This window comes from Olegusella sp. (assembly GCF_057238325.1).
Genome location: NZ_DBHHGF010000005.1, coordinates 44582 through 58126, shown reverse-complemented (window position 1 = coordinate 58126; position 13545 = coordinate 44582). Strand labels below are relative to the sequence as shown.

Here is a 13545-nt window from a genome sequence, read left to right as displayed (position 1 = left end):
ACATGAAGGGATCTTCACGCGCGCAAAAACAAGCGCGCCTGCTCGATCAGGCGCGCAACACTACCCTCCCAGAAAACTGTGATGTCTGCATCATTGGTGGAGGTGCCTCAGGGATGGTTGCAGCCATTACAGCTGCTGAGGCAGGTGCCAAGACCGTTGTTATCGAGCAAAAACTGCAGGCAGCTCAGAGTATTCTTGCTACGGGGAATGGTCGCTGCAATTTGGCCAATATCTCACTTGCGCCAAAACGCTACAACCATCCTGAATTTGTTGCTGAAGTTTGCGACAGCAGCTGGCTTAATGATGTATTGGGTTTTTGGAACGCATGCGGCTTGCGCTGGACACTTGAAGAGGATCGCCTATATCCCGCATCACGTCAGGCAGCTAGTGTGCGCAATGTGCTGCTTGCCTGCGCCGAACGAGCTGGTGTGATTGTTGCTTGCGGACGCAAAGTCGAGCAAGTCGAGATAAATGATGACAATTGCACTATCAAGATTCTCGATGAAACGAGGGAGCCTGCACAGTATTGCTCCCTGATCGCTAACGCGGCCATTATTGCCGTTGGTGGTGGTGCAAGCTCTCGCATTGCCGCAGGCTTGAACCTTGAACAAGTTGCAGAGTCGCCTATACTCGCACCTCTTGCATGTGAAAATTCTCCACTTGCAAGCCTAAACGGGAGACGAGCCGAAGTCATCGCTCAAATCTATCGAGGTACCTTCCCTCAAGCCCGCGAGCGCGGAGAAGTCTTACTGCGGGACTACGGCATTTCGGGCATTGTATGCTTTAACCTTTCCCGCCATGCCCAGCCAGGTGATGTGATTACGCTGGATTTCGCCCCCGACTGCAACGCCTCTGAACTGCGTCAAATTACAGATCCCAAACTCACCGGAGAGCTAGTTGATGGGTGCCTTGATGGCATACTTGACCCTCTGATTGCAGCGCAGATTATCAAGCTTGCGCGCGAGCAATGGACTCTAGCAGATGACGACCGCGCAGACGCCCCCAGCTCTGATGTACAAGCAGATCCTTTGAGCTACGCCCTTGCCTTGGTAAAGGGCTTCCCGCTACGCGTAAGCGGTATTGCTCATCCTGAGTTGGCACAAGTCACCCGTGGTGGTCTTGCAATTAATCAGTTTGAACCGACAACGCTTGCGATTCAAAGCTGCCCTAGACTTTTTGCCTGTGGAGAAGCACTAGATATTGATGCGGATTGTGGTGGTTTTAACCTTGCCTGGGCATGGAAAAGTGGCATGGTAGCAGGCAATGCAGCAGCTCAGCTGCATTAAGGGTAAGGGGCAAAGTAAATGATTGAAGTTTCGGGTATCCAGCTTTCCCCACGCGATATGCATGGTGACAAAACCGCAGAGACGCAGGTCTGCCATGCTGCTCTGCTTCGCCGCCTACATTTGGCTCCCGATGATATAACTTCAATCATTTTGCAGCGGCGCTCTATAGATGCACGCAAGAAAGACCGCCTAAAGCTCAATTACACGCTCAGGGCAACTCTACGTGGTGGGGCCAACGCCGAGCGCGAGCTTCTACGTCGCTTGGAACATCGTCGCGACAATCGTGGTGTCAAGCTGGTAGAGGAAAAGCCTTTACACTGGCCAAACATTGAGCCAGCTATGCTAACTCATAAACGTCCTGTTGTTGTGGGTGCTGGGTGCGCTGGTCTTTTCTGTGCACTTGCACTTGCAGAAGCAGGACTGAAGCCCATTCTGATTGAGCGTGGTGACGATGCACGACAACGCAGCCATGTAGTAGATGCGTTCAATCAAGGCGCAGAACTTGATAGTGAATCCAATATCCAGTTTGGACTAGGTGGTGCAGGTACATTTTCGGACGGAAAACTTGCTACAGGCACCAAGAGCCCACTTCACCGGCTGGTACTCGATACCTTTGTTGAAGCAGGTGCCTCAGCAGATATCCTTTGGGACTCTCACCCCCATGTGGGCAGTGATGTCCTACCTCAGGTTGTCGCCCACATTGCCCAGCGTATTTGCGATCTGGGTGGAGAGTTGCGCTGCCGTTGTCGTATGACCGACATCATCTACAAGGGCACCAAGGGAGAACGTCGTATTACCGGCGTCAAAGTAGCTCAAACTCTCTCTGACGGCAGTCTTCGAGAAGAGCAAATCGACACCAGCGATGTAGTGCTTAGTTGTGGGCATTCTGCTCGTGATGTTTTTGCCTTGCTCAAAGACAATGACATTGCCCTTGAACGCAAGACTTTTGCTATGGGAGTACGTATCGAACATCTACAGGCAGATGTTGACCGTACACAGTATGGACGTTTTGCGGGCGATCCAATCCTTGGAGCCGCACCCTATAAACTCGTTGCTCATCTCCCTTCAAACCTTGAGCACATTGGGGGGCGAAGTGCATTTACCTTCTGCATGTGTCCTGGTGGCTATGTGGTAGCCGCTACAAGCGAAAAAGATGCAGTTGTCACCAATGGTATGAGTTTTGCTGCTCGTGATGGTATCAATGCCAACTCTGGCTTGCTTGCCAATGTCTTTCCCAGTGATTTGCCAGGAGACGATCCTTTGGAGGGCATCAAACTCCAACGCCGCTGTGAGCATAAAGCATTTGAGCTTGGTGGATCCAGTTATGCAGCCCCCGCTCAACTAGTAGGCGATTTTCTTGCACGTCAACCCTCTACTGGAGCTGCTGACGTAATGCCTACCTACCCTCGCGGTGTGGTATGGGGAGAAGTTGATAATTGCCTCCCCAACTATGTCAGTGAGGTACTTCGTGCTGCAATCTCTCTGCTGGGACGCCGTTTGTCCTGCTTTAATGAAGAAACTGCGGTTCTTACTGCAGCAGAGACACGTTCAAGCTCCCCTGTTCGTGTTACCCGTGGAGCAGACCTACAGTCTGTATCCTGCGCAGGTTTATGGCCTGCAGGTGAAGGTGCAGGCTATGCAGGAGGCATCATGAGTGCGGCTACAGATGGTATCCGTATTGCAACTGCTTTGGTGGAGAGTTGGAAAACTGTGAATTAGACTTGCACGAACTGATAATATGGTATTCAGTTCTGAAAGTTTCAAAGGGGTAACTATGGATAAGATGCAACACAACCCTCAGCCTCAAAGGCAAAGCCGTTCCAACGCCAATCCTCAGCCACGGCAGACTCAGCGCCCCGCCGCCACTCATGCAGCAGGTACTACTCCTCGAGCCAGTCGAACTGCTCATACCAACCGTGCACAGCATACTCAGCGTACAGCCTCCAATCAGGCACATTTGCTGGATTCCAGCGCATATAGCAGGCAGTCTCAGTCTCCCTATGCACACAGCAAATCTTCGGAGGGTATGACTCGCCGTGGACTTTTCAAAGCAGTAGCTGCCCTTGCTGCTGTCGCGGGCGTAGGTGCCACAGGTGTCTATCTTGTACGCAACCCACCTCTTTTTGATGTGAGCATCAATGGAGCTACCTATCGTGTCAATGCAGGCACCACCCTGCAAGGTGCCGTCAAAGATGGCCTTGCTTCTCCCAAGCCCGGCAATCTCATGGCAGTTGATGGCAGTATTGCTGCCGAAGGCAAAGGCGATATGCTTGCCGCCACTATCAACGGCAAAAAGACCAACAATCCTGCAAGCAAGCTCGTTGCTAATGCTGTGGTAACCATCTCTGATGGTGCCGATACTACCGAGGAATATAGCGAAAAGACCGAAAAGATTCCTTTTGAGACCAAAAGTGATGATTCCAGCACGCTCGATAGCTACTTCAGAGGCGCACTACACGTTTATAGCAAGGGCAGCGAGGGCGAAAAGTCTACGCGTACTGGCAAGGTATCAGGCAAGACAGTCAGTGAGACTACCAAAGAACCAATTGACGCTGGCTACCACATCATCAATGCAAATGTAGGCGATGAAAAGGTCGTAGCCTTAACCTTTGACGATGGTCCTTGGGAGACCACCCCTCAGCTGCTGGATGTTCTCAAAGAAAACGATATCCATGTCACCTTCTTTGTTATTGGCAATCAGGTTGTTGAGCATCCCGATACCGTTAAGCGTGAACATGCCGAGGGGCACCAAGTAGCTACCCATACTTGGGATCACGCTGCGGGTGCAGGTCAGGGTGTCAACCTTACCTTTATGACCGCTGAAGAACAAAAAAACGAAATCACCAAAGGCATTCAAGCAATTGAAGATTGCCTGGATACCAAGGTGAGCCATATTCTCCGTGCACCTGGCGGCAATTACTATGGCGAGATTGTCAATACACTCAGTGGCATGATTGACGCAGAGATTGGTTGGAACCTCGATACCGAGGACTGGAGTCGTCCTGGTGCTCAAAGCATTGAAAACACCATCAAGTCGGCCAAGCCAGGACAGGTTATCCTTTGTCACGACGGTGGCGGGGATCGTACTCAGACTATCGAGGCCGTCAAAAATGCTGTTCCCTATCTTAAGGAGCAAGGCTTTAAGTTTGTCACGATTGACGAGTTGTTTGAGCTCAATAGTAAGTATGCAGGCAAAGCAGGCGCCAAGGATGACAAAGCCGAATCTGCTGACGGAGCAACGGCATAAGGCAGCTTATCCAAATTTAGATGGTATATGCGCAGACGGTACCAAACGCGTTAGTGTTTACGCGGGCGGTACCGTCTTCTTGTTGCATGAGCAGAACCTTTACGGTCGGTCTTCTTAAGACGACCGATAACATCCTCGGCACTACTTCCCTCTAGACGAGTGCGGATGGCTACCAGTTGATCGCGTAGCCGCGCTGCACGTTCAAAGTCCATTTCCTCCGAAGCCTGCTGCATCTCGGACTCCAATGAGGCAAGCAAAAATTCGCGTTCAGAAGCAGGGAGATCTGCAAGCTCTGCTGCAAGTACCTCGGCAGCTGCGTGATTGTTGCTCTCGGCTGCCTCTGGGGCAGCCTCATCTTGTCCGCTAAAAAAGGCTCCATGACCGAGCGTATCACCACGAGAGCGATCCTTGCCGGCCAACGTTGCTTCTGCATCTTCAATAAAGCCTCTAATATCGCCAAGGCTTTTGTGAATAGTTTGCGGCACAATCCCATGCTCAGCATTAAACGCTTCCTGCAGCTCACGTCGGTGACGTGTCTCATCGATAGCAATCTTCATCGAATCAGTCATTTTGTCGGCATACATAATGACAGCACCGTGGGCATTGCGAGCAGCACGACCCATAGTCTGGATAAGCGAACGACGATTGCGTAAAAAACCTTCCTTATCGGCATCCAAAATAGCAACGAGCGATACTTCAGGAATATCAAGACCCTCACGCAGCAGATTAATGCCTACGAGGACATCAATCTTGCCTTCGTGTAGCGTGCGGATAATCTCTACACGGTCAAGTGTTGCGGTATCAGAGTGCATATAATTAACGCGAATACCCTCATCAAGCAGGTGATCAGTGAGGTCTTCTGCCATACGCTTGGTCAGCGTAGTCACCAGCACACGCTCTTTTTTGGCAATACGTGCCTTGATCCCATCAATCAAATCATCAATCTGTCCACGTACGGGACGAATATCTACTGTAGGATCAAGCAGACCTGTTGGACGAATGATCTGCTGAACCTCGTTTTGAGAAACCTTCTCTTCATAATCACCTGGCGTTGCCGACACATAGATAAACTGAGGAATACGTTGCTCAAACTCATCAAAGCGCAGAGGTCGGTTGTCCAAAGCAGATGGCAAACGAAAACCATGCTCTACCAAGGTCACCTTGCGCGAACGGTCTCCCTCGTACATGCCACGGATTTGCGGTACCGTCACGTGGCTCTCATCGATAATGCAAAGCATATCACGGGGAAAGTAGTCGATAAGGGTATAGGGCGGCTCACCTGGCCTGCGACCATCCAAGTGACGGCTATAATTCTCAATACCCGAGCAAAAACCCATGGTTTCAAGCATCTCAAGGTCATAACCTGTACGCTGAGAAAGTCGCTGAGCTTCAAGTAGCATGTCTGCTGCTTTGAGTTCAGCCACGCGTGCTTCGAGTTCCTCGTTGATAGATTGCAGAGCGTGCTGTACCTTGGGCTGTTCTGTCACATAGTGACTTGCAGGCCAAATGGGAATTGCATCAAATTCGCGTACAATCTCACCAGTTACCTTATCTACCTCGGCAATGGTCTCTACCTCATCACCAAAAAAAGCAATGCGCAGAGGATTGTCTGCATAGGGTGGATAGACATCAACCGTGTCACCACGCACGCGGAATGTACCACGAGCAAGGTCATAATCGTTTCGGTCATACTGCACATCAATAAGATTGCGAATAAGTTCATCGCGCTCAAGTGGCACATCTTTGCTGATATTAGGCGCCAAGCCCGCATAATCCTGAGGACTACCAATACCATAGATACAGCTCACCGAAGCAACTACAATAACGTCTCGACGTGAAAGCAGAGAACTTGTCGCCTGATGGCGGAGCTTCTCAACTTCTTCATTAATGGAAGCGTCCTTCTCGATAAAGGTATCAGTCTGCGGGACATAAGCCTCAGGCTGATAATAGTCATAGTACGAGACAAAATAGACAACGGCATTATTGGGAAAAAGCTCGCGCATCTCACTTGCAACCTGAGCTGCCAACGTTTTGTTGGGCTCCATGATAAGTGTCGGACGATTGAGCTCCTCAATAGTTTTTGCCATCGTATAGGTTTTGCCCGAGCCCGTTACTCCCAAAAGAGTCTGATAACGCAGACCATCGCGGATACCTTTAGAAAGGCTCGCAATAGCTTGGGGCTGATCACCTGCAGGAGCATAATCAGATACAACCTTGAGAGGCGTATCACCATGGTCTAAACCAAAGCGCTTTAGCTCCCCGCCAAAGCGCTCTCGTACTGCATCTACACCTGTATGACCCTGTAATTTGAATTGCTTGGCATCTTCAGGCATGGTGGATTAAGACTCACACTCAAACTTGTGGTGGCACTTGGGGCAGCTAACGCGCAGCTTGCCGCGACCGCGAGGAACACGCATGCGCTGGCCACAATCAGGGCATTTAAGGTGTTTATAGCCCCGGAACTCTTTCCACGCAGCTGCAGGGTTTTTGAACCAAGGGCGCAAGGGACCAACCTGCTTGAGAAATGCCTTATTTTCTTTGGCACGTGTATCAAGACTGCGCGACGTCATACGGAAGAAGGCATAAATCACCAATGCCAATGCGATAAAGCTCAGCACACGCACATGCGAAATCAGTCCAATAATATAGACAATAATGCCCAACCAGATACTAGTATTGCTCAGAGTATCAGCGCCATTACGCCCTTGCATCCATAGGTTGATTTTTTGCTGCAACTCATACAACTTGTCATTCATAGGAGCTCCTTTGTTTGTAAGCTCAAGTATAGACGTGAACGCTGTGTGTAGTCTGGCTAAGCTCTACAAGCGTCAACAAACGAACGCCAGATGCACGCATCGGTCTCATTACGCCGCCACGTACACTCAGGATGCCACTGCACCCCGAGTACAAAACGCGCACTAGGATCTTCAATCGCTTCAGGAATGCCATCAGTGGCTTGAGCAGTCTGATTGAGCCCTGCGCCCAGCTTCAAAATACTACAGTGGTGTGAAGAGTTGGCTTGAACTGTAGTGGCATCACCCACACAGTGATAGAGCAAGGAGTCTTCGATAATATCAATGGGGTGTGCCGGCGATGCCAAGATACCTGTGTGATGCCAAAGCATCATTCCAGGCAGAGGTTGGCGTTTCTCAATGGCCATATCTAGGCTGCCGCCATAGGCAACATTGAGTATCTGCATACCGCGACAGGTAGCAAAGATAGGCTTATTTGCCCCGCGAAAACCCTTGATAAGCGCAAGCTCCAACTCATCGCGGTCGTGATTGAGTAGGCTTTCGTCATAAGGATTCTGATTACCCCACAGCTTGGGATCCACGTCCTCCCCACCAGGAATTGCCAAACCAGAGCAGAGCTCCACATATTCAGCAATTAAGGATTCGTCATGAGTCATAGGCATCAAGACGGGCATACCACCTGCAGCGATAATAGCGTCAACAAAATCAGAGGCACCACCCTCAAGAGGAGTGAGTGGATTATCAACCGGCACGGGAGCAGTCCGCTCTTCCATTCGGGGCGGAATACAAATCCTCGGACGCTTGACCTTCTTATCCACGCTACAACCTTTCTTAAAAGCTCGTCTTGCAAACGCTCACTACCCTATCACCAATAGGGGCCTAGTGTCCCATAATTGAGTCAAGAAATTCACGAGCACGCCCAGTCTTGGGATGATCAAAGAATTCATCGGGGGTACCTTGCTCGATAATCTCCCCATCCGCCATAAAGACAACGCGGTTTGCCACGCGACGAGCAAAGCTCATCTCGTGGGTAACCACAATCATCGTCATGCCCGCACGCGCAAGCTCAACCATAACATCAAGTACCTCGTTAATCATCTCGGGGTCAAGGGCACTGGTAGGCTCATCAAAAAGCATTGCCTTGGGCTGCATTGCAAGAGAGCGTGCAATGGCGACACGCTGCTGCTGACCACCAGAAAGCTGCGCGGGCACTTTGTTTGCCTGTTCGGCTACGCCTACACGCGCAAGCAAAGTCATTGCACGCTCTTCTGCCTCCTTACGCGGCACTTTAAGCACTTCAATGGGCCCCATCGTGACATTTTCAAGAATGGTCTTGTGCGCAAAGAGATTGAAACTCTGAAATACCATGCCCAATCCTGCACGCATGGCTGCAAGTTCCTTGCCCTCTTGCGGAAGTGCCTGACCATCAATGAGAATTTCGCCAGAATCAATACTTTCAAGGCGGTTAATAGTGCGGCACATAGTCGACTTACCCGAACCAGACGGTCCGATGACTACGAGTGCTTCTCCCTTATTAACTGCCAGATTGATATCTTTGAGTACATGTAGCTGACCATAGTGTTTGTCAACATGACGAAGTTCTATGACAGGGGTCTGCTCGGTACTGCTCATGATGACTCCGTTTCGTATTTTGAGCTCAAAATCCTCTTGACCGCACGCGTGTAGCTCACACAGGATCAATATTGGTCTGGGTCACAATCTTGCCGCCACTGCGCTTGGAAACATATATGGCCAGCTGATTGACACCGTAATTAATCAGGATGTAGACCACTGCAATAACAAGGTAAGTCGATACCAAGGCATCATAGTTAGCAATTAGTACGCGGGCGTTTTGCAGCATATCAGGGAAGCTAACCACGTAGGCCACGGTTGTATCTTTAACTACAACTACAAGCTGGGAAATCAACGAAGGAATAACGATGCGCACGGCTTGAGGGAAAACGATCTTCATTTTGACAATGAAAGGTCGCATACCCAAAGAAAGTGCTGCTTCTGTCTGACCCACAGGAACTGCGTTCATACCTGCACGAAAAACTTCAGCAAGTACCGCAGACGCTGCCAGTGCGACAGGCGTCGTAATCATCCAGAAGGTGCTCATTTTAAAACCGTACTGGGGAATGACTAGAAAGAAAAAGTAAATCAGCAACAAACTCGGCACGCCACGGAAAAACTCAGTGATTACGCGCGCAATACCCCGCAGAACAACATAGGAGCTCATCCGCATCAACATCAGTACAAAGCCCAGTACCAACGCAATAACACCAGCAGTGAGCGCTACTTCTATAGTTCCTACGAGCCCCATTCCCAAAAAACGCCAAGTTGCAGGCGAAAGGAAGAAAGACCAGTACTTTGGGTCCAACTGGCCTGCTACCGCAAAACTGCGCACTATCAAAGCAAGCAGAGCTACAAGCGCTACCACCGAAATAGTCGTACCCACACGAATGGCACGGCGCGTCTTGGGGCCTGGCTCCTCGTAGAGATAATCACGTACAGAAACTTGTGCACTCATCGCAGGATCCTCACCTTCTTGTCAAGGCGATTGCCAACATAGCCAATCACCAGTGCCGTGAGGACATATCCCAAAGCAGAAATCAAAAAAGTCGTAATACCACCTGTAGTACGAGTATTGATGTAACTCACCAAACCCGTGAGTTCTTGAGGATTGAGAGGAATCTGCGATCCTAGCGCGGTTGTAAGCATGACTGCGATCAGCAGATTGGTCATGGGCAACACCGCCGAACGCAAGGCCTGAGGTACCACAATAAGACGAATAATCTGGAAGAAGTTCAAACCAATAGAACGCGCCGCCTCAATTTGGCCTACACCAATTGTATTGATGCCTGTCATGAAGTTCTCAGAACCAAAAGCCGAGCCAATGAGGGTAACCGTAATAATTACGCAGGTCAGAGGCTTGAGCACCAAACCTAAATACGGCAGGGCATAATAGACAATGATAAGCAGAGAAACACCTGCGATATTGCGAAACACTTGTACATAGAAGTCACCAAGCATCCGCAGGGGCTTGACAGGTGACACGCGCATGATGGTTACAACAATAGCAAGTATCATACCCAGGGCGAATGAGACCAGGGTCAGCTGCCAGGTACTCAAAAGAGCCAAGAGATATTTGCTGCCATACTCTGCCAGCAGCTCAGAAATCCCCATTCACACTCCTCCCAAAATAAAGCCCCCGCGCTAGCAGCACGGGGGCCAGACTTACAAAAACTTAGGCCCCAATTGCGGGAGGCGTAGGAACATCCTTGATGTCGGTACGGTCGCCAATGCAAACCTTCCAGAGTTTCTCCCATGTACCATCATCTTCGATGGCCTTGAGCCACCCGTTAACAAACTGAACTCCATCAGAATCCTTGGGAAGACCAATACCATAGGCATCAACAGGACCAAAGGCATCACCAGCAATACGATACTTACCAGGATTTTTAGCCATAGAGCTAATCTGCATGGTCATATCGATAACGTAAGCATCAACGCGGCCCTGCTCAAGATCGCGACGGGCTTCCTCATCGGTCTTGTATTCTTGAACATTTGCCTTGGGCGCCTCTTTCTCAAGAATAGAGGGGCCTGTAGAGCCAGACTGAGCGGCAACATTTTTACCTGCAAGGTCATCAATGCCATTGATGTCAGCATTATCAGCAGCTACTAAAATACCCTGTTGACTCTCATAATAGGGACCAGCAAAAGAAATAAGCTTCTTGCGCTCATCAGTAATGGAATAAGTCGCAAAAACAGCGTCAACATTGTCATTTTGAAGCAAAGATTCACGAGTATCAGAGGTGACCTGCGTGAACTTTACCTTTGACTCATCACCCAAAATATAACGGGTGAGCAGCTGATAAAGACCTGCATCAAAACCTCGAATTGCTTGACTTTCGGGATCACGGAGAGCAAACAGTGTGGAAGTATCCACGCCGCCAACGCGGAACTCACCAGCATCCTTAATCTTTTTTGCCCAGCTATTAGCCGTAATTGCAGCATCATCAGCGGTATTACCAGCAGAAATCACACCATCGTAGGTCTTGGCATCAATCTGCACAGTCTCGTCAACAGCACTTCCAGCATCCTTATCCTTGGGTGCATCAGCCGACTGACCACCGCAAGCTGCAAGGCCAAAGGCGGCAACGGATGCGATACCACCCAAACCAAAGACTTGGCGACGGGAAAGATTAGAGCCTAGAATTGCCATAAGTAAATCCTTTCGTGATGAGCAAGCTTCATCGGACAGAATGCTCGCTTAGATTTTTACTGTACCCAAGTCGAGTTCTGCTCATACCTGCAAAAATCATCGTGTAACTTGCTCATTACGTGACGCTAAAAAATGCTACACAAAACGTTCGTTCCACCAGTTTTGTACTTGTTCTTTTAGGCCTTCTTGGTCACCTGAGTTGTCGAGCGTACTATCGCAGAGGGCCAGTAAGTCAGCATCACTGAGTTGACGCGCAGCACGCCGATCAAAGTCCTGCTCGCTCATGCCACGGCCAATTGCGCGCACACGACGAAGTTCCAGTGGACAGATAACACCAAGCACCTCATCCGCAAGCTTCAAAAGTGGTCCCATTTTATCGGGAAGTGGAACCTCAACCACAACACAGGGCACCTGTATCTGGGCTGCCTGAATACGTTTGACCTGCTCTACGAGCTTATTTTTAATTGCTGGCAGCTCGAGTGCCTCAAGAGCCGCCGTACGTTCAGCTGTCGCAAAAGCCCTTAGGGCCAACTTTTTTCGGTCAAGGCTTCCGTCTGCCTGAATAAGATCTGCTCCAAATTCCTTTGCAATATGTTTAAGCAAGGCGGAACCAGGAGCCAATACCTCACGCGAAATTTGGTCAAGATCAATGCGTATAGCATCCAACTGTTCGAGCTGTGATGCCACGCTTGACTTTCCCGAAGCAATGCCACCTACGAGAAACACTATCCGCGCTTTGCTTGTTCTAGGCATGGGGTTGGGCATAAAGCGCCACCAATTCTTGGAGCATATCGACCATACTCTCGAGTTCGCCAACAGGAACAAATTCCATGGGTCCATGTGCATTGTAATAGCAGGCAGAAAGATTTGCGCATGCAAACCCACGGAAAGAAAGCTGCGAGCCATCAGTACCACCTCGCATGGGAATGCACTTCATTTCGTAGCCCACAGTCTTGTATGCAGCACGGGCGCGCTCAATAAGGGGCGTATTTTCGGGAAGTAGCACAATATCTGCAAGATTGTGATACTGATCATGGATACCGATACTAAGCACTTCGGATCTATGCGCTGATTAAAATAATCCACCGCATCCTGCATCAACTGCTTGCGTTGGGCAAACTTAACAGCGTCGTGGTCGCGAATAATGTAATCAGCTGTCGCTGCCTCGCAGTCGCCACTTATCCGCTCGAGATAATAAAAACCATCGCGCCCCTCGGTATATTCGGGACGATCCTGCGCTGGTAGCAACTCGTTGTAATGCATCAAACATTCGGCAGCATTAATCATCAAACCTTTTGCGGTGCCCGTGTGCACCGAAACACCGCGCGCCTTGAGATGTGCCTCTGCGGCGTTAAAGGTCTCATAGCAAAACTCCCCCATCGGACCGCCATCAATGGTATAGCCCCAGCGCGCGCCAAAGCACTCAAGATTAAGCAGAGAAGCACCGTGGCCAATCTCCTCATCAGGCACAAAAGCTACGGCAAGGCGTGGATGTGGCAGGCTGGGATTGTCCTTGAGACGAGCAAGCAAAGAAATGATTTCTGCGCAGCCTGCTTTGTCATCTCCACCCAATAAAGTGCTTCCATCTGCGCAGATGAGCTGCTCGCCTACCATCTGAGCCAGCTGAGGATTTGTCTTTGGGCTGATGGCGACTTCATTACCCTCGCTATCATGTCCAATCACATAGCGACCGCCCTGATAGGTCACTATCTGGGGACAAACAGGAGCATTATGCACCTGACGCACGGTATCAACATGACAACAAAAACCCAAGGTAGGCAGGTTTTCTGAGCCCACGCTCGCTGGCCAATGAGCAATAACATAGGCATGTTCGTCAATGCTTACATCCTCGGCTCCCAGCTCACGCAAATCATCTGCAATACAAGCTGACATCGTATGCTGTTCAGGAGATGAGGGAACTTCGCTTTGAGAGAGTGCATCTGAGGGTGAAGAAATAGAGCAGTACCTCATAAGTCGCTGGGCTACATCACTCATATTCTGTTCTACCATGGATGCTCCTAAAACTCGAAAACG

General features: G+C 50.0%; 13 protein-coding genes. 3 read left to right on the top strand and 10 right to left on the bottom strand.

The genetic code is table 11. The features are described 5' to 3' along the window. Positions 1-2 precede the first annotated feature (2 nt). Genes ACO5JD_RS05135 through ACO5JD_RS05125 form a run of 3 tightly spaced genes read left to right on the top strand, consistent with a single transcriptional unit; the run spans position 3 to position 4533 of the window. Entirely contained in the window at positions 3-1286 is a 1284-nt protein-coding gene (locus ACO5JD_RS05135; protein ID WP_484988153.1) for an aminoacetone oxidase family FAD-binding enzyme, read from the top strand. Positions 1287-1304: 18 nt separating this feature from the next. After that, on the top strand, positions 1305-3005 hold the full coding sequence (locus ACO5JD_RS05130; protein ID WP_484988151.1) for an NAD(P)/FAD-dependent oxidoreductase: 1701 nt from the start codon (positions 1305-1307) through the stop codon (positions 3003-3005). Between the two features lie 55 nt (positions 3006-3060). Further along, positions 3061-4533 (top strand): polysaccharide deacetylase family protein, encoded by a 1473-nt coding sequence (locus tag ACO5JD_RS05125; protein ID WP_484988149.1) that lies wholly within the window; start codon positions 3061-3063, stop codon positions 4531-4533. 50 nt (positions 4534-4583) lie between these two features. Here ACO5JD_RS05125 and uvrB read toward each other — a convergent pair whose 3' ends face one another. The 10 genes from uvrB to pepT all read right to left on the bottom strand — a co-directional run bounded on the left by uvrB (position 4584) and on the right by pepT (position 13521). Further along, positions 4584-6866, bottom strand: a complete 2283-nt coding sequence (gene uvrB / locus ACO5JD_RS05120; protein ID WP_484988147.1) for an excinuclease ABC subunit UvrB — start codon at positions 6864-6866, stop codon at positions 4584-4586. 6 nt (positions 6867-6872) lie between these two features. Then, on the bottom strand, positions 6873-7289 hold the full coding sequence (locus ACO5JD_RS05115; RefSeq protein ID WP_484988145.1) for a hypothetical protein: 417 nt from the start codon (positions 7287-7289) through the stop codon (positions 6873-6875). A gap of 56 nt (positions 7290-7345) precedes the next feature. Further along, a complete protein-coding gene (locus ACO5JD_RS05110; RefSeq protein WP_484988143.1) occupies positions 7346-8104 on the bottom strand; it encodes a gamma-glutamyl-gamma-aminobutyrate hydrolase family protein in 759 nt (252 codons plus the stop codon). Positions 8105-8165: 61 nt separating this feature from the next. Next, entirely contained in the window at positions 8166-8918 is a 753-nt protein-coding gene (locus tag ACO5JD_RS05105) for an amino acid ABC transporter ATP-binding protein (RefSeq protein WP_484988141.1), read from the bottom strand. Positions 8919-8973: 55 nt separating this feature from the next. Further along, positions 8974-9816 (bottom strand): amino acid ABC transporter permease, encoded by an 843-nt coding sequence (locus ACO5JD_RS05100; RefSeq protein ID WP_484988139.1) that lies wholly within the window; start codon positions 9814-9816, stop codon positions 8974-8976. After that, positions 9813-10472: an amino acid ABC transporter permease gene (locus ACO5JD_RS05095; protein WP_021626375.1), complete on the bottom strand. Its 660-nt coding sequence runs from the start codon at positions 10470-10472 to the stop codon at positions 9813-9815. The genes ACO5JD_RS05100 and ACO5JD_RS05095 overlap by 4 nt, the downstream gene beginning before the upstream one ends. Before the next feature lie 61 nt (positions 10473-10533). Further along, entirely contained in the window at positions 10534-11511 is a 978-nt protein-coding gene (locus tag ACO5JD_RS05090; protein WP_484988137.1) for a glutamate ABC transporter substrate-binding protein, read from the bottom strand. A gap of 135 nt (positions 11512-11646) precedes the next feature. Next, positions 11647-12264 (bottom strand): dephospho-CoA kinase, encoded by a 618-nt coding sequence (gene coaE / locus ACO5JD_RS05085; protein WP_484988135.1) that lies wholly within the window; start codon positions 12262-12264, stop codon positions 11647-11649. Next, positions 12257-12448 (bottom strand): hypothetical protein, encoded by a 192-nt coding sequence (locus tag ACO5JD_RS05080; RefSeq protein ID WP_484988133.1) that lies wholly within the window; start codon positions 12446-12448, stop codon positions 12257-12259. Before ACO5JD_RS05080 ends, coaE begins: the two co-directional genes overlap by 8 nt. Next, complete coding sequence (pepT, locus tag ACO5JD_RS05075; RefSeq protein ID WP_484988131.1) at positions 12445-13521, bottom strand: peptidase T; 1077 nt, start codon at positions 13519-13521, stop codon at positions 12445-12447. Before pepT ends, ACO5JD_RS05080 begins: the two co-directional genes overlap by 4 nt. Positions 13522-13545 lie beyond the last annotated feature (24 nt).